We start from the raw sequence: 23,520 nt of genomic DNA, 5'->3' as shown, positions 1-23,520 counted from the left end.
GGTCGCTCCCGGCACTCCAGCGGGTAATCCACAGCAAGTCCATGGAAATGCACCAGGAAATTCTCAGGAATGGGGCGTTTCCTGGTACGAGCCGGAGGCTTGTCGAGAGCTGGAGCTGTGCATGAGCGAGTACGACCGAGGACGCCCACACGGCGGCGAGTACCCGTACGGCCACGGCCAGGGCGGGTACCCGCCGGAGTACTACGGCCAGGACGGGTATCCGCAGGACCAGGGCTACTTCCGGCCGGCCCCGGATCAGCGGTACGACCAGCAGCAGCGGTACGACGAGCAGTACGGCCAGGCCCGTGACCAGTGGGGACGCCCGTATTCGCCGTACACGCAACCGATCTACGCCTACCCGCCGCCCGCCTACCAGCCACCGCCGCGCCGGCGTCACCCCCTGCGCACGCTGACCGTCACGATCGTCGCGATCGCCCTGGCCGTGGTCGCCGGGCTCGGGATCGGGCACCTGATCTCCGGGGCGAACGCGCCCACCGCGGGCGGCAACCAGAACTTCGGCTTCTCCGGGCAGCCCAGCGAGGCCAAGGCGGTGCTCGACGTCGACGCCGTGTCGGCGAAGGTCAACCCGGCCATCGTGAACATCAACACCGAGCTGGGCCTGCAGGGCGCGGCCGCGGCGGGCACCGGCATCGTGCTCACCGCCGACGGCGAGGTGCTGACCAACAACCACGTCGTCGCCGGCGCGACCAGCATCAAGGTCACCAGCATCGGCACCGGCGACACCTACAAGGCCGAGGTCGTCGGCTACGACCGCACCGAGGACGTGGCGGTCCTGCAGCTGCAGGGCGCGTCCGGGCTGCCCACGGCGTCCATCGGCGACTCGTCCAGGACCCAGGTCGGCGACCAGATCCTCGGTCTGGGCAACGCCGGCGGCCGCGGCGGCGACCCGGTGCCCGCGCCCGGCACGGTGACGGCGCTGGACCAGTCGATCACCGCCTCGGACGAGTCCAGCGGGTCGTCCGAGCAGCTCATCGGGCTCATCCAGGTCCGGGCGAACATCGAATCGGGTGACTCCGGCGGCCCGCTCGTCAACGCGAACGCCCAGGTCATCGGCGTCAACACCGCCGCGTCCACCGGCTACCAGCTGAACGGGCGCCGCAGCGGTGGCGCCGGGCAGGGCTTCGCGATCCCGATCAACCAGGCCGTCGACATCGCCCACCGGATCGTCGCGGGGCAGGCGTCCGACAAGATCCACATCGGCAAGACGGCGTTCATCGGGGTCTCGGTGTCCGACGGCCAGGGTGGGGCCAAGGTCCGCGAGGTCGTCCAGCGCGGTCCGGCGCAGAAGGGCGGCCTCGCGGCCGGCGACGTGATCACGGCCATCGACGGCAAGCCGACCGGCTCGGCGACGTCGTTGACGAACGTGATGGACACCCATCACCCGGGCGACCAGCTGACCCTGACGGTGACCGGTGCCGCGGGTGGTCAGCGGCAGATCCAGGTCAAGGCCATCGAAGGGCCGGTCGGCTAGCTAGCGCAGGGTTTCCCGGAGCACCTCGCGGTGCGTCTGCTTCGCCGCGAGGTACTTCTCCCGGCCGGCGTCGGTGAGCGTGACGAAGATGCCGCGCCGGTCGACTTCGCACAGCGCGCGCTCGACCAGGCCCTCCTTCTCCAGGCGGGCGACCAGCCTCGACGTGGCGCTCTGGCTGAGGTGGATGGCGCCGGTCAGGTCGGCCGAACGGCACTTGAAGTCGCAGGTCGCAAGCCGTTCCAGGGCTTCGAACTCGTTCGCGCCGATGCCGTGGCGCTCCTGCAGCCGGCACTCGAGCGTGCTGAACACGGCCGAGTAGCGGCCCAGCAGGTCGTGCCACTCCTGGACCAGTTCCTTCTCGGCGACGTCGCTCACGGCGACCAACTTAGCATGCATGGGCATCAGATGCAAAGACATTAAATGCTTGGACATTAGATGCGTGCGCATGTAATGTCGCCGCCATGAGCTCTTCCGTGTCCTTGTCCACCACCTCGACCCGGTGGGATGCACGTCTCTGGGGTGTCCTGCTCACCGTTTCGATCGTCATCGGCCTCGACGCGCTCGACGTGTCGATGGTCGGGGTCGCGCTCCCGGCCATCCAGGCCGACCTCGGCCTGTCCACCAACGCGCTGCAATGGGTCGTCAGCGGCTACGTCCTCGGCTACGGCGGGCTGCTGCTGCTCGGCGGCCGCACCGCCGACCTGCTCGGCCGCCGCCGCGTGTTCCTCGTCGCCGTCGCCGTGTTCGCGCTGGCTTCGCTGCTCGGCGGCCTCGTCGACGACGGCGCGCTGCTCATCGCGAGCCGGTTCATCAAGGGCCTGGCGGCGGCCTTCACCGCGCCGGCCGCGTTGTCCATCATCACCACGACGTTCCAGGAAGGCCCGGCCCGCAACAAGGCGATCAGCATCTTCGCCGTGTTCGGCGCCAGCGGCTACTCCGCGGGTCTCGTGTTCTCCGGCCTGCTGACCGAGGTCGGCTGGCGCTGGACGTTCCTGCTGCCCGCCCCGATCGCGCTGGTCGCGCTGGTGGCGGCGTGGAAGCTGATCCCGTCGTACCGCGCCGAGGAAGGCCGCGGTTACGACTTCCCGGGCGCCATCACCGGCGCGGCCGGCTCGCTGCTGCTGGTGTTCGGCGTGGTCGAGGCGCCGGAGATCGGCTGGGCGGCCCCGCGCACGCTGATCACGTTCGCCGTCGCCCTCGCCCTGCTGGTGACGTTCGTGGTCATCGAGAAGCGCAGCCGCCACCCGTTGCTGCGCCTCGGCATCCTGCGTTCGGGCCCGCTGGCCAGGGCCAACCTCGGCGGCGCGCTGTTCTTCGGCGCGTACATCGGCTTCCAGTTCGTCGTGATGCTGTACCTGCAGCGGGTGCTGGGCTGGTCGGCGCTGCAGACGGCGCTGGGCTTCCTGCCGGCGGCGCTGATCGTGGCGTTCGGTTCCCCGCGCATCGAGCCGCTGATCGACCGGCTGGGCACGCCCCGCACGATCTTCGCCGGCGTGGTCGCACACGTCATCGGCTACGCGCTGTTCCTGCGCATCGACGAGCACTCGGGCTACGCGGGCGCCGTGCTGCCGAGCATGATCCTGCTGGGCATCGGCTTCACCCTGGCGTTCTCGTCGCTGAACATCCAGGCCACGGCCGGGATTTCGGACGACGAGCAGGGCCTGGCCGGCGGTCTGCTGAACACGTCACTGCAGGTGGGCGGCGCAATCGGCCTGGCGGTGGTGACGGCGGTCCTGACCGCCAACGGCGGCCGCGAGGCCTCACCGGCGGCGCTGCTGACCGGGCTGACGCCGGCGTTGAGCGTGGTCACCGGCATCGCGGTGCTGGGCCTGCTGGTCGCGGCCAGCGGTCTGGCGGCCCGGAAGCGGCCGGCCGAGGAGCCGGTCGTGGAGGAGGACCTGCTGGCCCTCGCGGACTGACAGCACGCCACCGCCCAAGCGCCCCAAGGCGGCCTTGGTTGCGTCTGACGCACCGAAGGCCGCCTTGGGTGCGTCAGACGCACCGAAGGCCACATTGGGGCGCTTCAGGCCGGGACCGGGACGGCCGCGACTTGCCGTGGGCCGCGGAACCGCAGCGCGGCCACCGCCGTCACCGCGATCCCGGCCGCCGCCAACAGCACCGCCGTCCGCAGACCGTCCACTGTGGCCGATCGCAACGCCTCGCCCGACAACCCCCGCGTCCCCGCGTTGGCCACCGCGACGAACACCGCCAACCCCACCGAGCCGCCGACCTGCTGCGCCGTCGACGCCACTCCGGACGCCACGCCCTGGTCCGCCGCCGGGATCCCGGCGGCCGCCGCGCCGAACATCAGCGGGTAGCCCGCTCCCTGGCCCAGCCCCAGCACCACCAACGCCGGGACCACCGCCAGGTAGGACGCCTCCAGCGTCATCGACAGCCCCAGTGCCACCGCCCCGGCGCCGCCGACGACCAGGGAAACCACCAGCGTCGCGCGGGTTCCGCAGCGCGTCGCCAGCCGGCCCGCGGCCTGGGAACCCGCCGCGATCGCCACCATCGGGACGCCGAACGCCAGGCCCGTCGCCAGTGCGCCGTAGCCGTGCACGCCCTGGAAGTACCCGGTCAGGAAGTACAGCAGCGTGCCGAACGTGCCCATGTACAGGAACGCCACCACCACGCCGGTCCCGAGGTTGCGGTCGCGCAGCAACCGCAGTGGCAGCAGCGGGTCGCGGCTTCGGCGTTCGATCGCGGCGAACGCACCCAGCAGTGCGAAGCCGGCCACGGCGACACCCGAAACGGGAGCCCAGCCCAGCTCCGGGCCTTCGACCAGGGCGAACACCACCAGTGTCGTGCCGAGCGTCGAGGTCAGGGCGCCGGCGAGGTCGAACCGGCGGCCCGGCTCCCGCGCCGGATCCGCTACCAGCAGCGGGAAGGCGAGCAACGCCGCGGCCACCGCCAGCGGGACGTTCACGAAGAACACCGCCGCCCAGCCGAACGCCTGCGTCAGCACCCCGCCCAGCAGCGAGCCGAGGATCATGCCGCTGCCGCCCGCCGTGCCCCACACCGCGAACGCGCGGTTGCGTTCCCGGCCGGCCGGGAACGACGTGCTGACCAGGGTGAGCGTCGCCGGGAAGAGCAGCGCGCCGCCCAGGCCCTGGCCGGCGCGGGCCGCGACGAGCAGACCGGGGTCCCCGGCCAGCCCGCCGGCCAGCGACGAACCCGCGTAGAGCGCGCACCCCAGCGCGAAGACCCGGCGCGGGCCGAACAGGTCGCAGGCCCGCCCGCCCAGCAGGAGCGCCCCGCCGAACGCCACGGCGTAGGCGCTCACCACCCACTGCAGGCTCTGGGCGCCGAAGCCGAGGTCGCGGCCGATGTCCGGCAGCGCCACGTACACGATGTTGTAGTCGAGGGAAATGATGAGCTGCGCGAACGCCAGCAGGGCCAGCACCGTGCGTGGGCGGCGGGTCACCGGGCCACCCGCTCGTCCGTGCCCGGCACCTTCGCCGTCGTGATGGCGATGCGGTTCCACGTGTTGATCGTGAAGATCAGCGCGAGCAGCTGGGCCAGTTCCTCTTCGCCGAACTGCCCGGCGGCGCGGGCGTAGACGTCGTCGGGGACGCCGCCCGCGATCAGCGTGACGGCTTCGGTCAGCGCCAGCGCGGCCTGCTCCTTCTCGCTGAAGAAGTGACCGGCCTCGCGCCACACCGCGACCATGTGCAGCCGCTCCTCGCATTCGCCTGCCTTGCGGGCGTCCGAGGTGTGCATGTGCAGGCAGTACGCGCAGTGGTTGAGCTGCGACGCGCGGATCTGGACCAGCTCCACCAGCGCGGGGTCGAGCCCGGCGCGGGCGGCGGCGTCGAAGCCGATCAGGGCCTTGAAGGCCTTCGGGGCGGTCTTGGCGAAGTTGATGCGGGAGTTCGTCATGACCAGAAATCTAGGGTCGCTTTGACCCGCGTGTAGGGTGCATTTCCGTGGCAAAAGAGTGGGTCAATTCCGGCGAGCGGCTCGGCGCCGACCTGCACCTGGAGCTGACCGGACCCGGCGGCAAACGAGCGGCGCTCATCGCCGCCCTGCGGGACGCCGTCCGCGCCGGACGGCTCGCCCCGGGCACCCGGCTGCCGCCCTACCGGTCGCTGGCCGCCGACCTCGGGCTGGCCCGCAACACCGTCGCCGACGCCTACGCCGAGCTCGTCGCCGAAGGCTGGCTCACCGCCGTCCAAGGCTCCGGCACCCGCGTCGCCGAACGCGCCGAGCCCCTCGCACCCCTCCGGACCCCGAAACCGGCCCCGGGTGCGCCGAAACCGGCGTACAACCTCCGGCAGGGACAGCCGGACGCGACGTCGTTCCCGCGCACCGACTGGCTCGCCGCCGCGCGCCGCGCGCTGAGCGTCGCGCCTCACGACGCCTTCGGGCCGGGCGATCCGCGCGGGCGCCCGGAACTGCGGGACGCCCTCGCCCGGTACCTCGCGCGGGCCCGTGGCGTGCGGACGACACCGGAGCGGATCGTGGTGTGCTCGGGGTTCGCCCACGCCCTGCGGCTGCTGTTCCCGGCCGTGCTGCGGGGACCGCTCGCCGTCGAGTCCTACGGCCTCGGGTTCCACCGGTCGATCTTCGCTGCCGCTGACGTGAAAACGATCCCCCTGGCCCTGGACGACCACGGCGCGCGCGTCGAGGACCTGGACGTCCCGGCCGTGCTGCTGACGCCGGCGCACCAGTTCCCGACCGGCGGCCCGCTGCACCACGACCGCCGCACCGCCGTCGTCGGGCACGTCCGCGCGACCGGCGGCGTGCTCCTCGAAGACGACTACGACGGCGAGTTCCGCTACGACCGCAAGCCGGTCGGCGCGGTCCAGGGCCTCGACCCCGAGCACGTCGTCTACCTCGGCTCGGTCAGCAAGAGCCTCTCGCCCGCGCTGCGCCTGGGCTGGCTGGTGCTGCCCGGGCACCTCGTCGACCCCGTGCTCGCCGTGAAGGGCGAGCGTGAGGCGTGGGCGGGCGTGCTCGACCAGCTCACCCTGGCCGAGTTCCTGAACGCGGGCGCGTACGACCGGCACATCCGCCGGATGCGCCAGCGCTACCGCCGCCGGCGCGACCGGCTCGTGACGACGCTCGCCGAGCGGGCACCGCACGTGACGCCGGCCGGGATCGCCGCCGGCCTGCACGCCGTGCTGCGGCTCCCGCCGGGCACCGAGAAAGCCGCGCTGAAGGCCGCGGCCTGGCAGGGACTGGCGCTGGACGGTCTGGCCGCCTTCCGCCACCCGGACAGCACGATGTCCACAATGGACGGCCTGGTCGTCGGCTACGCGACACCGTCCGAGCACGCCTACCCCGCGGCCCTCGACGCGCTGTGCCGCGCGCTGCCGCCCGCGTGAGCCGGGACCTACCCGACGATGTCGATCTCGAAGGGTTCGGCCGCGCTGTAGTTGATGTCGGCCCACACCGCGCCCGGCAGGTCGTAGCGCCGGTGCGACGTCAGCTTCGAGTTGTAGCCGCCCGTCTGGGCAGGGTTGTGGCCGACGCCCTGGTGGTCGTTGCCCCAGGCGTAGATGTCGCCCACCCACATCGGCTTCGCGAAGCCGTCGCCGCCGAGGCGCGGGCGGACGATGACCGCCGCGCCGGGGCCGCCGGACAGGAACACCCGCACCGCGTTCTCCGCGGCGTTCGGCGGGGTCACGGTGATGCGCTCCATGATCTCCACTCCACTCGAAGGGCCGTCCACGCCGGGCCAGTAGTCGGCGACGGACGACACGTCGTAGCCCGGCGGGACGTTCCCGCGGTACTGCTTGGCGACCGCACCGGCCGGGATGGCGGGATCGCCGTTGTACTGCGCGATCCAGTAGTGCGGTTCGGCGACGCCGGCGGACGAAAACGCCGAGCGCACCGACGGCCAGGTCGACAGGTTGCAGTAGATCGTCGGGTCCGCGCCCGCCGCGCGGCGCAGCCGGACCCAGCCCGGCGCCTCGGCCGGGGTGGCGTCGCCGGGCTCGACGTCGAGGACGTGCCCATCGTTCGTCGAGGCCTTCTTGACGATGGTGACCTTGACCGCGTCGGGAAACCGCGCCCAGTCGGCAGGTGTCCAGGGCGGCAGCCTGATCCGGTCGATGTAGCCGGCGACCATCCGGGCGTCCGCGGGGATGTTCGCGGCCGTCACCGCGTCGTACATGGTGCGCACGGGCTCGGCCTCCGTTCCGGAATTCGCCATCGTGCAATTACCCGTGTGGGACGGCGGTCAAGCACAAAACGCGTCACCGCACGGTCAATCACCAAAACGGCCGCAGCACGCCATTCCTTCACCGGTCGCTCACGCGCCGATGGTGACGTTCCGCTTCCGGTACTGGCTTCCCGCTCACCCGGCTGGCAAGCTGCCAGCACCTCACCAGGGAAGGACGTGCATGGCGGCACACCCGGCGCGGGCCCGGCGGATCGACGCACGGGTCGTCGTCCTGAGCGCGCTGCTCGTGGTCGCGCTGCTCGCGTGGGCCGGGGTCGACTACCTGAGGAACCGGCTGGCCGGCAGCGGCTGCGACACCACCACCCCGGTGCACCTGACGGCGGCGCCGGACATCGCGCCGGTGCTGACGGAACTCGCCCGGACCGTCCCCGAGCGGGACTGCTACTCCGTCGAGGTCACCGCGAGCCCGTCGACGGCCACCGCGACGGCGCTGGAGGCCAACGGCGCGAACGGCCCGGACATCTGGGTGCCGGAGTCGAGCACCTGGCTGTTGCAGGCCCGCGACGGCGGCGCGTGGAACCTCCCCGAGTCCGGCCAGCCAGTGGCGAGCTCGCCGGTGGTGCTGGCGCTGACCGACGACGTCGCGAAGCAGGCCGGCTGGCCCGCGAAGTCGCCGTCCTGGGCGGATGTCCTCGCCGGGAGCCCGGTCGGGCTGCCCGACCCGGGCCGGGACCCGGCCGCCATCGGCGCGCTGATCGGCCTGCAGCAGCTGACCAAAGGCGCGCCCGACCCGGCCGCGGCGTTCACCGAGGAGATCCGCAAGCTTTCGGCGGTGAAGCAGCCGTACACCGCGTGGCCGGCGTCGGAGCAGTCGGTGCTGGCCCGCAAGCTCGTCGCCGCCTACCCCGCCGCCGGGGTGCCGAGCTTCGACTACCCGTACGTCGTGCTGCCGCGGGCTTCGGAGGCCTCGCGCGCGGCGGCCGAGCGGTTCCTGCGGCTGCTGCTCGACCAGACCGCCACCAAGGCGTTCGCGGACGGCGGGTTCCGGACGCCGTCCGGGCAGCTGCTCGGCGACCGGCAGCGGGACACCCGCACGGACGCCACGCCACGCCCGGCCGGGCCACCCGCGCCCGAGGCGATGTACGGCGTGCTCCAGGCCTGGGCCGGGGCGAACCTCAGCGCCCGCGTCCAGGTGCTGCTCGACGTGTCCGGCTCGATGGCCGCCACGGTGCCCGGTACCGGCCGCAGCCGGATGTCGCTGACGCTCGAAGCGGCGACGCAGGGGCTCGGGCTGTTCAAGCCGACCAGCGAGATCGGTCTCTGGCTGTTCTCGACCAAGCTGGACGGGAACAAGGACTACAAGGAACTGCTGCCGATGCGGTCGATCGCCGAGCAGCTGGCCGCGGGCGCGGTGGGGACGCTGCAGGCGGTCAAACCGAAGCCCGGCGGCGCGACCGGGCTGTACGACTCGATCCTCGCCGCGTACCAGAACGCCCGGCAGAGCTGGCAGCTCGGCCGGATCAACATCGTGGTCGTGCTGACCGACGGCCGCAACGAGGACAGCGACTCGATCGGGCTGCCCGGCCTGCTCGCCGAGCTGGGCCGGCTGCAGGACCCGCGGAAACCGCTGCCGGTGATCGGGATCGGCATCGGCCCGGACATCGATTCCAGCGAGCTGAAGCAGATCTCGGCCGCGACCGGCGGCGAGTCCTTCACCACGCCGGACCCGCGCAACATCTCCGACGTCTTCTACCAGGCACTGAGCAAGCTCATGTGCCAGCCGCCCGCCTGCAAGAAGTGAGGACGCCCGTGTTGGTGCAGATCGAAAAGCCCGCGCCACGGGTGACCCGAAGACCGTCCGCGCTGGTCTTCGCCGCGTTCGTCGCCGGGGTGCTCCCGCTCGCGCTGCACACGTGGGCGGCGCTGCACGGGAACTTCGCCCAGGACGACTTCGTGATGACCTACCGGGCCGCCTTCGCCGGGCCGTTCGACCTCGGCTACCTCTTCCAGGACTACCACGGGCACCTGATGCCCGGCGGGTTCTTCCTCGCGGCGGTGATGACGTGGTGGGCGCCGCTGAACTTCCCGCTCATGATGGCGCCGCTGCTGCTGATGCGGGCCGTGGCGACGGTGGTGTTCTGGTGCCTGCTGGTGCGCTGCTTCGGCCGTCGTTGGGCGATCCTCGTCCCGTTCACCGTGTTCACCGCATCGACGCTGCTGCTGGTCCCGCCGCTGTGGTGGGCGTACGGCTCCCAGATCGTCCCGGTGGTGCTGGCGGCCGCCGGAGCCTTGTACTGGCACGTCCGCTACCTGCGCGAAGGTGGCCGGTGGTGGATCGGCACGTTCGCGTGGACGCTCTTCGGGTTCGCGTTCTACGAAAAGGCGGTGGTGGTCCCGGTGCTGCTGGCCGGGGTGACCGTCCTGCTCGGGCAGTCGTTCCGGGACCGGTGGCGCTACTGGGCGGGACACGCGGCGCTGCTCGCCGCGTTCGTCGTGGGCTACCTCGCGCTGACGTCGAGCCAGGTGGCGCCCGGCGGCCCGCCGATGACCGCCGGCACCGTCGCCGACCTGACCGGCCGGATGCTCGGCGACACCTTCCTGCCCGGGCTGGCCGGCGGCCCGTGGTCGGGGCCCGGTCCGGGCGCGACCTGGGCGCCGTCGCCGTTCGCGGTCGTGGTCCTGCTGTTCGCCGCGGCCCTGGCGCTGGTGGTGGCCGGCGCGCGCGTCGGCGGCCGCCGGGCCTGGCGGGCGTGGGCACTGCTCGGGCTGCTGTTCGCCGTGGACGTCGGGCTGCTGGCCCTGACGCGGCTGCGCGAAGTCGGCCCGGCCGCCGGTGACGACCCGCGGTACCTCGCCGAGCTGGCCTTCGTGGCCGCCCTGTGCGGAGCGTTCGCTTTCCTGCCGCCGGACGGAATTGCGCCATCCGGCGGCAATCGCGAGCGGCCGATCGCCCTAATCGCGTGCGTGCTTCTGCTCGCCAGTTCCGTGCTCGGCTTTTCCCGGCTTGCCCCGGCGCTGCGCTTCGACCATTCCGGGCAATACCTCGGAAATGTGCGCGCGGCCGTCGCGGAGGATCCGGATCTGGTGTTCTACGACACGTTCGTGCCGTCCGATGTGGTGCACGAGTGGTTCGGCGCCGACTCGCAGGCGTCCCGGGTGGCCGGCCTGGTGCCCGGCACGCACTTCGACCAGCCGACGAACCAGATGCACCTGCTCGACGCCACCGGCACGCCCCACCTGATCACCGGCGTGGCCGCGGAGTCCCGCGGCGTGCCGGGACCGGTGCCGGACTGCGGGTACACGGTCGGCGAGACGCCACTCAGCATCCCGCTCGACAAACCGATGCTCGGCCGGCACCTGCTGAAGATCGACTACTTCACCCGTGACGGCGGTGAAGGGCTGGTCGAGCGGACGCCGGTGTGGTTCCAGGCCGGTCTGCACTCGCTGTACCTGCCGGTGGACGGCCTGTTCGACCACATCGGTGTGCAGTTGTCGAGCCCGGGTGCGCCCGTGTGCGTCCCGAGGGTCGAGGTCGGCAAACCCGTCGTGAGTGGTAATTAGGGTTAGAACCCTAATTACCACTCACGACGTCAGTAGGGGTCGTACGGGCTGTTGTGGCCGAGCAGCCGGGCCACCGGCCGCAACCGCAGCCGCAGCAGCACCTTGATCCCGACGTTGCGCACGAACCACGGCAGCTGGGCCAGCACGCGCAGCCGGTCCGCCGTGGACGGTGGCGCCAGCCGGAACCGCGCCAGCGACGTGGCGCGGTCCAGGTAGGTGTAACGCCGTCCGAAGAGGACCTTCACGATCGTGCCGAGCGTGACGCCGATGGAGGAAAAGCAGTCGTGGACCAGGATTTCCGCCCCCGGCGGCAAGTGCGCCGACCAGCGCAGGTCGTCGGTGTAGGTCCAGTAGTCGTGCTTGCCGTCGATGTAAAGCAGCTGTATGGGCCGATCCCAGTCAGGGCGCAGTTTCGTGCTGTAACCGGCGACGAGCTCGACGACGTCGTCCAGCCCGGCCCGCCGGATGTTGCGCTCGAACAGCTGCCGCGTCGGCGATCCGCCGAACAGCCGGCCGTCCACGAAGGGGTCGACGGCGATCACCGTGGCCCCCACCGTGCGGGCGGCGGCGCCCAGGATGATCGTCGATCGGCCCTGGTGGCTGCCGATTTCCAGGATGACGTCACCCTTTTCGAGGCGGCACGCGGCCTGCCACAGCGCCTCGCCCTGCGCGCGCGTCATCCAGCCCTTGACCGGCTCGGCCAGGGTCCACGCGTCGGCGAAGCCGGCGGGCGTCAGTTCGGTAGTGATGGCGCACCTGCCCAGGGAAGTCGGGGGCCGGGGAAAATGGTCGGCACATGGTAGCCAGGTTTCGGCTTAGTATCTACCGGATGGTAACCAGCACCCGCGAACGGACCCGGGACGACGCCCCGCCCGCGGAGCGCGGCCGGAGGTTTTCGCCGGGTGCGTTCCTCCGGCGCCCGAGCACCTGGATCGTGCTGGCCCTGACCACGTTGTCATTCCTGCAGATGCCGGGGAAGACGACGTTCGACACCAAACTGGACCTCGCCGTCGACCCGATCGCCTTCCTGGGGCGCGCCCTGCACCTCTGGAACCCGGAGGCGACCGCGGGGGAGCTGCAGAACCAGGCGTACGGCTACCTCTTCCCGATGGGCCCGTTCTTCGCCCTGTGCCAGGCCGCCGGCGTGCCCGCGTGGATCGCGCAACGGCTGTGGGGCGCGGTCCTGCTGTCGGCCGCGTTCGGCGGCGCCCTGCTGCTCGCGCGGGCGATGAAGATCGGCACCGAGCGCACCCGGCTGATCGGCGCGCTCGGGTACGCGCTCGCGCCCCGCATGCTGACCGAAATCGGGGGCCTGTCCGCGGAAATGCTGCCCGCGGTGCTGCTGCCGTGGGTGCTGGTGCCGCTCGTGCGGGCCGGGGCGATCGGCTCGCCGCGGCGGGCCGCCGGGCTGTCCGCGCTGGCCGTGTTGTGCATGGGCGGCGTCAACGGCGCGATGGTCGTGATGGCGCTGGTCCTGCCGGGACTGTGGCTGCTTACCCGCCGCTGGACGCGGGCGCACGTCGAGCTCGTCCTGTGGTGGTTCGTCTTCGTGGTCGGCGCGACGCTGTGGTGGATCCTGCCGCTGCTGCTGCTCGGCGAATACAGCCTGCCGTTCCTGGACTACATCGAGTCCGCGACCAACACCACCGCGCCGATGTCGCTGTTCGAGGTGCTGCGCGGCACCAACCAGTGGGTCGCCTACGTCGTGCAGGGCACGCCGTGGTGGCCGGGCGGCTGGTCACTGATCGACAACCCGGTGCTGATGCTCGCCACCGGGCTGGTCGCCGGCGTCGGCCTGTTCGGGCTGACCCGGCGCGGCCTGCCGGACCGGCGGTTCCTCGTGCTCGGCGTGGTCACCGGGCTGACGCTGCTGACCATCGGCTACGTCGGCACGCTCGACAGCCCGCTGGCCGAACAGGTCCGGCACCTGCTCGACGGGCCGCTTGCGCCGCTGCGCAACGTGCACAAGTTCGAGCCGGTGCTGCGGCTGCCGCTGATGCTGGCGTTCGTGCACGGCATCTCCAGCCCGGTCCGGGTGACGTCCGCGCGCCGGTTCCTGCGGCCCGCGCTGGGCCTGCTGCTGGTGCTGGTGATGGCCGCGCCGGCGTGGCTGCTGAACCTGCGCTCCGGCCCGGGCTGGGACACGGTGCCCGGCTACTGGTACGACGCGATGGGATACGTCGCGAAGGCCGATCCGAACGCGCGGACGCTGCTGCTGCCGGCGACCGGCTTCGGCGAGTACGACTGGGGCCGCACGGTCGACGAGCCCGCGCAGGCGATCGCGCGGAGCCCGTGGGCGGTCCGCAACCAGGTGCCACTGGGGTCCGAAGGGAACACGCGGCTGATGGACTCGGTGGACGCGGCGCTCGCCGACGGCCGCGGTGATCCCGGGCTGGCCGCGCTGCTCGCGCGGTCCGGGTACCGGTTCCTGCTGCTGCGCAACGACATCGACCGCGAACGGAGCGCGGCCCCGCCCATCGCGACCCTGCGCGCCGGGCTGGCCGGGTCGCCGGGCATCGCCAAGGCGGCCGCGTTCGGCCCCCTCGAAGTCTACGAGGTGCGGAAGCCGGTCCCGCTGGCCACCGCGACGTCCGCAACGGACGTCCCGACGGTGAGCGGCGGCCCGGAGAACCTGCTGCCGCTGATCGACTCGGGCCAGCTCGACCCGGCGACGCCGACCGTGCTCACCGGCGACGGCGGGTCGCCCGGCGGCCCCCGGCTGGTGACCGACGGCCTGCGCCGGGCCGAGCGGAACGTCGGCGGCGTCCGCGACAACCTCAGCCAGACGCTGACCGCGGGCGAGGCCTACCGCCAGCAGCGCGCGGCGGGCGACCTGCTGCCGTTCCCGGGCCAGGAGCACCAGACTGTGGCCGCGTACCGGGGGATCCGCTCGGTGACGGCGTCGACGGCGGCGTCGTTCGCCGACGCCTTCGGCGGGTCCGATCCCTCGCACCAGCCGTTCGCGGCGATCGACGGCGACCCGCGCACGGCGTGGCACTCGTCGTCGTTCACCGGGCCGATCGGCCAGTGGCTCGAGGTCGAACTGGACACCCCGCGGCTGGTGAACTCGGTGAACCTGGAGATGGTGGACGACCTCCGGGTGGGCTGGCCGGCCACCCGGATCCGGATCACGACCGACAACGGCTCGGTCGACCAGCCGGTGATCCGCGGCGCCGGGCCGCACGAGTACTCCGTCGCCTCCGGTCTCACCCGCAAGGTCCGGATCACGCTGCTGTCCCTGGTGGTGGGGCGGCAGGACGGGAACGTCGGCATCGCGGAGCTGACGATCCCCGGCACCGAACCGCAACGTGCCCTGGAGGTGCCCGCGGACCTGCCGGCCGGGCCCGCGCCCGGGTTCGCGTTCACGCGCGGCCTGCAGCCGCGGTACGCCTGCCTGCCGCTGAGCGATGCCGTGCGGTGCGACGCCACCGCCGCCCGTGACGGCGAGGAGCCCGACGGGATCCGGCGGTTGTTCAGCACGTCGGCCGAGCAGACGTACCTGGTCGGCGGCTCGGTGCTGCCGGCGGGCGGCGGGCGCAACCCGGTGTCATTGCCGGGGGTCACCGTGGCGTCGACGTCCCAGCTGGGCGGTGACCCGGCGGCCGCCGGTTTCGCGGCCGTGGACGGCGATCCGGGCACGACGTGGCGCCCCGACGTCACCGACCTGCGGCCGACGCTGACCCTCGGGTGGCCGTCGCCGAAGCGGATTACGGGGCTGCACCTCGAGGTTGCGCCGGCCAGTGGGGCCCGGGTGCCCCGGCAGCTGCAGCTGGTGGGCCGGTCGGGGACGCGGACGGTGGAGCTCGACGCGGGCGGCTCGGCGTCGTTCGAGCCCCTGGACACCGACCAGCTGCAGATCGTGCTGCCGGGCGACGACGACGATCCCGCGGCGCGCGCGGTGGTCGGCATCGGCAGCCTGTCGCTGTCCGGCAGCGACGGCCTGCTCCCGGGGCCGGACCCGGCGTTCACGGTGCCGTGCGGGTCGGGGCCGAACGTCCACCTGGACGGGCTCGACTACCGGACGACGGTGCAGGGCAAGCTGTCCGACATCACCGCGCACCGGCCCCTGTCCCTGGGGATGTGCCGGGACTCGGAGGGCGGCATCGCGTTGCCGGCCGGCGGCCACGAGCTGCGGACGGACCGGTCGGAGTCGTTCGTGGTCCAGGATCTGTGGCTGCGTCCGGCCGTCACTTCGGCACCGCCGGTGCACCGCGCGGTGCAGGTGGGCGACTGGGACGCGGCGTCGCGGTCGGTGACGGTGGGGCCGGGCGCGGAAGCGGTGCTGGCGGTCCCGGAGAACGCGAACGCGGGCTGGACGGCCACTTTGGACGGACAGCAGCTGACGCGCACCCGGGTGGACGGCTGGCAGCAGGCGTGGATCGTCCCGGCGGGCGCGGGCGGCGTGGTGTCGCTGTCGTTCACGCCGGACGCGAATTACCGCTTGAGCTTGCTGGTCGGCGCGGCGGCGGTGCTGCTGTTGCTGGTGGGCGTGGCGTGGCCGGCCCGCCGGCGCCGGTTCACGATCGCGCCGGGCGGCGGAGCCCTGGTGCCGGTGGTGCTGATCGGGTTGCTGGTGGCGCTGGGCGGGATGTTGCCGGTGGTGCTGCTGATCGCGTGCCTGCTGGCCCGCCAGTTCTCGGAGCGCGCGCCCAGGTTCCTGGCGTTCGGCGGCATGGCCGTGGCGGCGGCGACGTCGGTGACGGGCCGCATCCTGGGCCACGGCCAGGACTGGGCCTACGGCCCGGTGACCCAGGCGGCGTTGCTGCTGGCCGCGGCCGCGATGGTGGCCACGTGCGTGGACTGGTTCACCCGCAAGGAAAACCCCACCGAGCCCACCCCGTAGCTGCCCGCTCCGGACGTCTTGAATGACTCATTCAGGACCTCCGGCGCCCTGAATGAGTCATTCAAGACGGCGGGGGCGGAACTCCAGGAGGGCGCCTGCCGCGGCGAGGGCGCCGGCGGTGCAGGCGGCCGCGGTGACCACCTGGGTGGGTGAGCCGTGCAGCCAGGTCGTGATCAGCAGGGCCTCCACGGCGACCGCCGACCACATCAGGACCGTCACGCGGCGGTCGCCGTCCGCCAGGCGGGCGTACAGCAGGATCTGGACCAGCGCCAGCATCGAGCCCGCCAGCGCGAACGGCCACACCGGCATCGTGCTCCCCGCATACCGCGCGCCGCCGATCACCGCGAGCAGCGACGGGCCCATGACCAGCGACACCAGCAGCACCACCGCGTCCAGGCCGCCGCACACCAGCAGCGCCACCGGCAGCACCCGGCGCCGGCCGTCGGACACCGCGAACCGCGGCAACACCAGCACTCCCACCGCCTGCGGCAGCCAGTACGCGATCTTCGTGACGATCGCGCCCAGCGCGTACTCGCCCGCCTGCCCGGCCGGCAGCGTGTGGCGGGCCAGGACCAGGTCCAGGTTCACCAGCAGCACCAGGGCCAGCATCGCCTGTGCCGTGTGGAAGACCTCGCCGCCGTGCCGATCGGCCCAGCGGGGACGCGGGCGGCCGCAGAGCTGCCAGCCCGCCACCACCACCGCCAGCGAACCGATCGCCGCCCCGGCCAGCGCTCCGGTCGGGGACCCCGAGACGACCAGCCCGGCCAGCGAACCGCCGACCTTGCCCACCCCCTCCAGCGCGATCAGGCCGGAGAGCACGGCGAACCGGTGGCTGCCCTGCAGCAGGCCGTGGAACACGCCCAGCAGCGTCAACGGCCCGAGCGCGGCCGTCACCAGCAGCGCCGGGGCCAGCGAACCCAGGTGCAGCAACAGCACCAGCAACGGGCTCAGGGTCAACGCCGTCGTCGCGACGATCGCGCTCGTCACCAGCCCGAGCGCGAACAGCGAACCCTGGGACAGCGAAGGCGAGCGCGCCACCCGCAGCGCCACCACCGTCTGCAGGCCCATCGCCGGGACGACGCCGATCACCAGCACCGCCAGCAGCGAGCTCAGCTCGCCGAACGCCGCCGGCGCGAGGATCCGCGCGGCCGCCAGGCTCAGCACGTAGCTGGCCGCGTTGTTGCCCGCGAGCGCGAGCGAGACGAGGATCGCCGCGACCCGGTTGCCCGTCCGGGCCGGGACTTCGGTGTCTACGCTCAACGACGGGCTCCCGTTACCGGTGGGTAATGACCAGGGACCATAACCGCGCACGCAACGGAAAGGAAGGGCCGTGGAGGCACCGAGCAGGCGCTTGGCGCTCCCCGTGCTGTCCGCCGCGCTGGCGGTCGCCGTCTGCGCGCCCCTGCTCGGCCGCGGGTTCGTCCTGAGCTACGACATGGTGTTCGCGCCACGGCAGTACTTCGTGCCGGACGCCTTCGGAGCCGGCAGCACGCTGCCGCGGTCCGTCCCCGCCGACGCCGCCGTCGCGCTCGCCACCACCGTGCTGCCCGGCGACATCGTCCAGAAGCTCGTCCTGCTCCTGGCCGTCTTCTTCGCCGCCCTCGGCGCGGGACGGCTCGTCCCCACCGAACACACCGGCACCCGGCTCGTCGCGGCGACGGCCTACGCCTGGACGCCGTACCTCGCCGAACGGCTGTTCATCGGGCACTGGCCGCTGCTCCTGACGTACGCGGCCCTGCCGTGGATCGCCGGCGCCGGACTCGCCGCGCGGGCGCACGAACCGCGTGCCCTGCCGAGGCTGGTGCTCGCCTGCGCGCCGGCCGTGCTGACCCCGCCGGGCGGCGTGCTCGCGGCCGCCGTCATGGTCGTGGCCGCCGGTTCGCGGCGGCTCTGGCAGACGATCCCGCTCGCCATCGTGCTCAACCTGCCCTGGCTGGTCCCGACGTTCCTCAACGCCGGCGGCGCGTTCTCCGACCCGGCCGGCGTGGCGGCGTTCAGCGCCCGGGCCGAAAGCTGGGGCCCCGCGCTGCTGAGCGTGCTGGGGCTCGGGGGCATCTGGAACGCCGAAACCGTGCCCGGCAGCCGCGCGATCCCGCTGGTGCCCGTGTTGACGCTCATCGTCGTCGCCCTCGCGGTCGCCGGCCTCCGGCCGCTCGCGCAAAGGTGGGGGAAGGCACCGGCCCGCTCCTTGACCGCGCTCGGCGTCCTGGGCGTCTTGCTGGCCGCACTGGCGACGTTGCCGGGCGGGGACGCGGTGCTCACCGCCGCGACGCGGTACGTGCCCGGCGCGGGACTGCTGCGGGACGCCCAGAAATGGGTGGCGTGGTGGGCCCTGCCGCTCGCACTGGGCTTCGCGCTGGCCGTCGAAGCCGCCGCGGCGAAGCTGAACACCGCGCGGGGACGCGCCGCCCTGGTGACGGCGGCCGCCGTCTTCCCGCTGCTGACCATGCCGGACCTCGCGTGGGGCGGCTGGGGACGGCTCGGCACCGCGCAGTACCCGGCCGACTGGGCGGCAGTGTCCGAAAAGCTCGGTGACCGGCCCGGCGACGTGCTGGCGCTGCCGCTCTCGGCGTTCCGCGGGTTCGCGTGGAACGACGGCCGCACCCAGCTCGACCCGGCGCCGCGCGCCCTGCCGAAACCCGTGCTGATGGACGACACGCTCCAGGTCGGCGCCGAGCGGATCGCCGGTGAGGACCCGAGGATCGGCGACGTCCGCGCCGCGACGTCCGCGCGGGAGCTCACCGACGCGGGCATCGGCTGGATCCTCGTCGAACACGGGACACCCGGCTACGTCGACCCGCAGTTGCTCGCCGGCACGACGCAGGTGTGGTCGGGTGACTGGCTGACGCTGTACCGGACCCCGGGTGTGCCGGCGGTGAAAGCGATCTCGTGGGCGCCCGTTCTGCTGGCGAACGGAGTAGCGCTGACGTTGCTGTGCGTTGCGGTGTTGTGTCGCATGTTACCGATGCGTACATTGGGCCGCGGCAGGATTACCCCGCCACAGAAGGAGTGACACGTGGGCACGCTCATCGGCGCGATCGTCGCCGTCATCATCGGCGGCGGAGTGGCGACAGCGGGGGGTTTCGCCCTCATCACGTCTGCCGACCCGGACACCGCGGCTCCGGTGCAGCAGAAGCTCAACGCGCAGGTGAAGTACAACCCTGCCGACCACCCGCTGAAGCTCTACGGGGACCGCTGACGCGTGACCCGGCTCGCCTCCGACCACGCCCACCGCGTCGTCGGGCTCTACGGCGACCCCACCGTTTCCTGGAGCATCCTCCTCGAAGCGGAACTCGGCGCGGCCGCACCGGACCCGGAGAAGCTCCGGGCCCGGCTGGCGGCCGCGATCCAGCAGTACCCGCACCTCGGTGTGGTGCCCGGGATCGAGCGGATCACCGACCTGCCCGCCGTGCGGGACCGGTTCGCTTCGGCGCCCTACGAACGCGGCGCACCGCTGGTGCGCGTCGCCGTCGCCGAATCCACTCTCCTCGTCGCGGCGCACCACGGCGCCCTCGACGGCCTCGGCCTGCTGTCCCTGCTCGGGATCCTGCTCGACGTCCCGGTTTCCTCGGGGGCGCGGGGGATCGGTGCCCGCGTAGGCGGCAAACCTTTTGCCCTTTCGGCCTTCCAGCGGCTCGCTGAGGCGCTTTTCGCGCCACCGGGCCGGATCACGCCCGAGCGTGGGCGCGAGGCCGCAGGAGACGTCTTCGTGGCCTGCCACGAGCCGCGCCTGCGGCTGGGGGCCGCGGGATTCGTCGCGGCCGCCGCCCGCGCCACCGAAGGCTGGAACCGCGCGCACGGGGCCCGCACGGCCCGCGTGGTGGCCGCGCTGGGCGCGTCACGGAGATCGGGTGCCGCGCCGGAACCGGTGCACGACAGCGCGTTCTTCCGGCTGCGGCTGGGCCGTGGCGCGGACGTCGCCGCGGTACTGGCGGCCCAGCCGCCGGAGCCGGACTTCCCGGCCCGCAGCAGCCGCCTCGCCCGGCTGGGCACCCGGCTGCTGGCGAGCCGGCTCGGCTCGACGTTCCTGGTGTCGAACCTCGGGGTGGTGTCCACCGGGGACACCGTGCGGACCCTGGCGTTCTACCCGGCCGCGAGCGGGCGTTCAGGCGTGGCGTTCGGCGCGGCGACCACCGGTGACCGGACCACGGTCACCGTGCGGGCTCGCCGCAAGGACTTCGACGCGGCCGCCGCCGCCCGGCTCCTGGGCGAGTTCCGGGACGCGGTACGGGATTCTGCCGTGTCTTGAATGACTCATTCAGGACCTCCGAGGTCCTGAATGAGTCATTCAAGACGCTTGCGGAGCCGGCGTCACCGGGGCTGCCGCCCGGGCAGGGGAGTGCTGGGCGCGGTACGGGACCAGGGTGCGGGGGCGGGGGACCGACCGTCCGGCGACGTCCCGCACCAGTGACTCGAACTGGCCGATGCTCGCGTCCCAGCTGTACTGCCCGGCCCGCTCGGCGCCCGCCAAGCCCATCTCCGCACGCCGCAGGCCGTCGGCGAGCAGGCTGTCGACCTGGGCGGTGAAATCGTCGAAGTCGTCGGCCAGCAGGCCGGTCCGGCCTTCCACAATGGACTCGGTGACGCCGCCGGCGGCGCGGTAGGCGACCGAGGGCACGCCGTGCGCCGCGGCCTCCATGATGACGATGCCCCAGCCCTCCTTGACCGACGGGCACAGGTGCAGCCACGAGCGGGCGAGGATCTCGTGCTTGGCCTGCTCGTCGACCCAGCCGTGCAGCACCACCCGGTCGGCGACCCCGTGCGAAACCGCGTGCGCGCGCAGCACCTCGTCCCACGGCCCTTGCCCGACGACCTCCAGCCGCAGGGACGGCCAGCGCCGCGCGAGCCGCGCGACGACGTCGATGGCGTGCTCGATCCGCTTGTGCGGCACCAGCCTGCTCACCGCGACCAGGGTGGGCGCACTGTCCCGTTCGGACGCGCACGGCGGGGGTGCGTCGAGGCCGTTCGGGACCACCGCGACACGCTCGCGCCCGATGCCCAGTTCCGCCAGTTCCGCCTTGGTGACCTCGGAAACCGTGACGTAGGAGCACCGCCGGAACAGCCACGGCGCCAGCCGCGACTCGATCCACCAGCCGATCCGGCCCAGCGTCTCGCCGAGCGCGCTGATCCACTGTTCCTTGTGGACGTGGTGCACGAGCACCAGCACCGGGCAGCCGGCGACCAGCCGGGCGAAGAACGGCATGCCGTTCTGCACGTCCACCACGAGATCGGCGCGGGCCCGGCGGATCGCGCGCAGGGCGTGCAGGTACACGCCGAACTTGTTGCCGCGCCGCCGGTAGCGGACGCCGTCGCGCCACTCGCCCGCGGTCGCGCCCGGGTAGGCCGCGCACTGGATCTCGACCCGGTACCCCGCTCTGGCCAGGCCTTCGGCCATCCGCTCGACGTACCGCTCCGAGCCGCCGCCCTCGGGGTGGCCGGTGTCGCGCCAGTTGAGGAGGAGCACACGAGGACGTTCCATCGGGTTATCCAAACTTCTACGACGGTGCTAGGTTACTGGTGCGTACACCCTAGATGAACGTATTCGGGAAAGCGACGGTTCAATGGTAGGTAATCCGGTTCTCGTCGCGACGGCGCAGCCGCATCGCGCCACACTGGCCCGTTCCGTGACCCTGTTCCGGACATTCCTCACCGAACAGACCGACCCGGACGGCTTTTATTCCGCGCTGGCCGCGGACTCGGTGCGGCAATTGGCCTCGCACGCTCCGCTGTCCGGGCGAACGGTGCTCGACGTCGGCGGCGGCCCGGGCTATTTCTCCGACGCCTTCCGCGCGGCCGGCGCGGTCTACCTCGGCCTCGACCCGGACGTCGGCGAGCTGTCCGCCCGCGGCGAGCCGGGGGAGAACATGATCCGCGCCAGCGGCACGGAACTGCCCGTACGCAGCGGATCCGTGGACATCTGCTACTCGTCGAACGTGCTGGAGCACGTCTCCGAGCCGTGGGTCATGCTCGACGAGATGTGCCGGGTGACCAAGCCCGGCGGCACGGTCTTCGCGTCGTTCACGCCGTGGTATTCACCGTGGGGTGGTCACGAGACCGCGCCGTGGCATTTCCTCGGCGGCTACTACGCCCGGAGCCGTTATGCGAAAAAATTCGGGAAGCAGCCGAAGAACAAATTCGGGGAAAGCCTGTTCCCGGTTTCGGTCGGCGCCGCCCTCCGCTGGGGAAAAGCGACGCCGCTCGCCGATCTGGTGGCCGGGTATCCGCGGTACCACCCGAGCTGGGCGACGTGGATCGTGCGGATTCCCGGCCTCCGGGAAATAGCCTCTTGGAATCTGGTCCTGGTTCTGCGCAGGAGCTAGCGGTCGGCTCCCACCGGCACCCGCTGCCGCCGCCGCGGCGGGGCCGGCGGAGCGGCCGGGCGCCGGCGGATCAGCAGGTAGACCGCCACGACGATCAGCACGCCGCCGCCGATGCCGAGCCAGAGCGGGCCGGTGCTCTTCAGGAACTCCAGCTTGCCCTTGTTCTCGTCGATCTGGTCGACCATCTGCGCGATCGTCTTGGCGTTGTAGGCCAGGGTCCCGTCGAACACGACGGTCGGGTTGCCGACGGCCGGGCGCAGCTCCTGGTGCTGCTGTTGCTGCTGCTTCACCTCGACCCCGGTGACCGGCTCCACCCACATCGTGTTGACGCCGCGGTAGTACAGGTCCGCGTCGACGCTCGACTCGAGGGAGCCGACGAGCGAGCCGGGCACCGACTTCGTCTCGAGCCTGGTGTCGGGGATGGTCTGGACGAACTTGTAGGTCTCGATGCCGTTGACCTCTTCGGTCCCGGTGAACCGTGCGGTGACGGCCTTGCCGGTGTTGTCGTCGTAGACCTGGTAGTCCTTCTGCTCGGTGCTGAAGGGGAACTTGAAGTTCAGGCCGGGCTGGGCCTGGTAGACGTTCTGCTCGGGCGGCTTCTCACCGTCCTTGTCGGCCTTGTCCTTGAGCTCGGTGACGTAGCTGCTTTCCTTGGTGCACTTCGGGTCGGAGGCCGAACCCGGGTCGTAGCCCTCGGAGGTGCGCCGGTTGAAGCAGACCTGCCGCTTGCTCGCGCTGAGCACGGTGCCGTCGGCGTCGTCCTTGACCTGCACGGCGAGCAGCCAGACCGCGTAGTCGGTGTCCGCGTGCATCTCGGGACGGGCGAAGTTCGCCTGGACGCGGCCGATCGCGGTCAGCTTCGCGTTCTCACGGATCTCGGTGACCGGGCCGGCGCCCTTGTCGGTCACGGCGAGGACCTTGCTCGCGGTGCCTTCCAGCACCGACGTCGAATCCTGGTCGAGCGGCACCTTGGCGAGCTTCGGATAGACGTAGGTCGGCAACAGCACCGCCCCGGCGACCGCGAAGACCCCCAGCGCCAGCAAGATCAGGCCCAAAGCTCGTCGCAACGGTCCTCCTGGGTCGTACTTCGGACACACAAATTACCCGGCGGTAATCAGGTGCACGGATAGTGGCCTGCGCCACGTCGCGCGTCAAAGTGTGACCGGCCGTCACAGTC

18 protein-coding genes are annotated in these 23,520 nt (G+C 72.2%); 10 read left to right on the top strand and 8 right to left on the bottom strand.

Features of this window, described 5'->3' with window-relative positions:
* Window positions 1-121 precede the first annotated feature (121 nt).
* A complete protein-coding gene (locus ACLJQF_RS01505; protein ID WP_410606359.1) occupies window positions 122-1,492 on the top strand; it encodes a S1C family serine protease in 1,371 nt (456 codons plus the stop codon).
* Here the strand turns inward: ACLJQF_RS01505 and ACLJQF_RS01500 are convergent, their stop codons facing one another.
* The gene (locus ACLJQF_RS01500) at window positions 1,493-1,867 is read right to left on the bottom strand and encodes a MarR family winged helix-turn-helix transcriptional regulator (RefSeq protein ID WP_410606358.1); all 375 of its coding nucleotides are present in this window, start codon (window positions 1,865-1,867) and stop codon (window positions 1,493-1,495) included. It abuts the gene before it with no gap.
* A gap of 86 nt (window positions 1,868-1,953) precedes the next feature.
* Between ACLJQF_RS01500 and ACLJQF_RS01495 the strand changes: the two genes are divergently transcribed.
* Window positions 1,954-3,411 (top strand): MFS transporter, encoded by a 1,458-nt coding sequence (locus ACLJQF_RS01495; RefSeq protein WP_410606357.1) that lies wholly within the window; start codon window positions 1,954-1,956, stop codon window positions 3,409-3,411.
* Between the two features lie 104 nt (window positions 3,412-3,515).
* Here the strand turns inward: ACLJQF_RS01495 and ACLJQF_RS01490 are convergent, their stop codons facing one another.
* Together ACLJQF_RS01490 and ACLJQF_RS01485 are read right to left on the bottom strand one after the other, a co-directional pair.
* The gene (locus ACLJQF_RS01490) at window positions 3,516-4,916 is read right to left on the bottom strand and encodes an MFS transporter (protein ID WP_410606356.1); all 1,401 of its coding nucleotides are present in this window, start codon (window positions 4,914-4,916) and stop codon (window positions 3,516-3,518) included.
* A complete protein-coding gene (locus ACLJQF_RS01485; RefSeq protein WP_410606355.1) occupies window positions 4,913-5,371 on the bottom strand; it encodes a carboxymuconolactone decarboxylase family protein in 459 nt (152 codons plus the stop codon). The genes ACLJQF_RS01490 and ACLJQF_RS01485 overlap by 4 nt, the downstream gene beginning before the upstream one ends.
* Before the next feature lie 47 nt (window positions 5,372-5,418).
* On the opposite strand from ACLJQF_RS01485, the gene ACLJQF_RS01480 reads away from it, so the two are divergent.
* Complete coding sequence (locus tag ACLJQF_RS01480; protein WP_410606354.1) at window positions 5,419-6,819, top strand: PLP-dependent aminotransferase family protein; 1,401 nt, start codon at window positions 5,419-5,421, stop codon at window positions 6,817-6,819.
* An 8-nt stretch (window positions 6,820-6,827) separates the two neighbouring features.
* Here ACLJQF_RS01480 and ACLJQF_RS01475 read toward each other — a convergent pair whose 3' ends face one another.
* Window positions 6,828-7,619: a hypothetical protein gene (locus ACLJQF_RS01475; protein ID WP_410606807.1), complete on the bottom strand. Its 792-nt coding sequence runs from the start codon at window positions 7,617-7,619 to the stop codon at window positions 6,828-6,830.
* 220 nt (window positions 7,620-7,839) lie between these two features.
* Between ACLJQF_RS01475 and ACLJQF_RS01470 the strand changes: the two genes are divergently transcribed.
* Together ACLJQF_RS01470 and ACLJQF_RS01465 are read left to right on the top strand one after the other, a co-directional pair.
* On the top strand, window positions 7,840-9,420 hold the full coding sequence (locus ACLJQF_RS01470) for a substrate-binding and VWA domain-containing protein (RefSeq protein ID WP_410606353.1): 1,581 nt from the start codon (window positions 7,840-7,842) through the stop codon (window positions 9,418-9,420).
* Between the two features lie 11 nt (window positions 9,421-9,431).
* The gene (locus ACLJQF_RS01465; protein ID WP_410606806.1) at window positions 9,432-11,180 is read left to right on the top strand and encodes a hypothetical protein; all 1,749 of its coding nucleotides are present in this window, start codon (window positions 9,432-9,434) and stop codon (window positions 11,178-11,180) included.
* Between the two features lie 29 nt (window positions 11,181-11,209).
* Here the strand turns inward: ACLJQF_RS01465 and ACLJQF_RS01460 are convergent, their stop codons facing one another.
* Window positions 11,210-11,860: a class I SAM-dependent methyltransferase gene (locus tag ACLJQF_RS01460; RefSeq protein ID WP_410606352.1), complete on the bottom strand. Its 651-nt coding sequence runs from the start codon at window positions 11,858-11,860 to the stop codon at window positions 11,210-11,212.
* Window positions 11,861-12,009: 149 nt separating this feature from the next.
* On the opposite strand from ACLJQF_RS01460, the gene ACLJQF_RS01455 reads away from it, so the two are divergent.
* Window positions 12,010-16,023, top strand: coding sequence for an alpha-(1->3)-arabinofuranosyltransferase family protein (locus ACLJQF_RS01455; RefSeq protein WP_410606351.1), 4,014 nt, complete (start codon window positions 12,010-12,012; stop codon window positions 16,021-16,023).
* Between the two features lie 57 nt (window positions 16,024-16,080).
* Here the strand turns inward: ACLJQF_RS01455 and ACLJQF_RS01450 are convergent, their stop codons facing one another.
* Window positions 16,081-17,283, bottom strand: a complete 1,203-nt coding sequence (locus tag ACLJQF_RS01450; RefSeq protein WP_410606350.1) for a polysaccharide biosynthesis protein — start codon at window positions 17,281-17,283, stop codon at window positions 16,081-16,083.
* Window positions 17,284-17,353: 70 nt separating this feature from the next.
* On the opposite strand from ACLJQF_RS01450, the gene ACLJQF_RS01445 reads away from it, so the two are divergent.
* Genes ACLJQF_RS01445 through ACLJQF_RS01435 form a run of 3 tightly spaced genes read left to right on the top strand, consistent with a single transcriptional unit; the run spans window position 17,354 to window position 20,272 of the window.
* A complete protein-coding gene (locus ACLJQF_RS01445; protein WP_410606349.1) occupies window positions 17,354-19,036 on the top strand; it encodes a hypothetical protein in 1,683 nt (560 codons plus the stop codon).
* Window positions 19,037-19,039: 3 nt separating this feature from the next.
* Window positions 19,040-19,222, top strand: a complete 183-nt coding sequence (locus ACLJQF_RS01440) for a hypothetical protein (protein WP_410606348.1) — start codon at window positions 19,040-19,042, stop codon at window positions 19,220-19,222.
* 3 nt (window positions 19,223-19,225) lie between these two features.
* Entirely contained in the window at window positions 19,226-20,272 is a 1,047-nt protein-coding gene (locus ACLJQF_RS01435) for a hypothetical protein (RefSeq protein WP_410606347.1), read from the top strand.
* A 39-nt stretch (window positions 20,273-20,311) separates the two neighbouring features.
* Here ACLJQF_RS01435 and ACLJQF_RS01430 read toward each other — a convergent pair whose 3' ends face one another.
* Window positions 20,312-21,487 carry a glycosyltransferase family 4 protein gene (locus tag ACLJQF_RS01430; protein WP_410606805.1) on the bottom strand — a complete coding sequence of 392 codons (1,176 nt, stop codon included), beginning with the start codon at window positions 21,485-21,487 and terminating at the stop codon, window positions 20,312-20,314.
* A 160-nt stretch (window positions 21,488-21,647) separates the two neighbouring features.
* Here ACLJQF_RS01430 and ACLJQF_RS01425 point away from each other — a divergent pair, with 160 nt between their 5' ends.
* On the top strand, window positions 21,648-22,343 hold the full coding sequence (locus ACLJQF_RS01425) for a class I SAM-dependent methyltransferase (protein WP_410606346.1): 696 nt from the start codon (window positions 21,648-21,650) through the stop codon (window positions 22,341-22,343).
* Here the strand turns inward: ACLJQF_RS01425 and ACLJQF_RS01420 are convergent.
* A complete protein-coding gene (locus ACLJQF_RS01420; protein WP_410606345.1) occupies window positions 22,340-23,410 on the bottom strand; it encodes a DUF3068 domain-containing protein in 1,071 nt (356 codons plus the stop codon). The two genes, ACLJQF_RS01425 and ACLJQF_RS01420, sit on opposite strands and share 4 nt — an antisense overlap.
* Window positions 23,411-23,520 lie beyond the last annotated feature (110 nt).

The sequence above is a fragment of the Amycolatopsis sp. lyj-109 genome (assembly GCF_046548995.1).
In the GTDB taxonomy this organism is placed as follows: Bacteria; Actinomycetota; Actinomycetes; order Mycobacteriales; family Pseudonocardiaceae; genus Amycolatopsis.
This window is presented reverse-complemented; position numbering and strand designations above follow the sequence as displayed.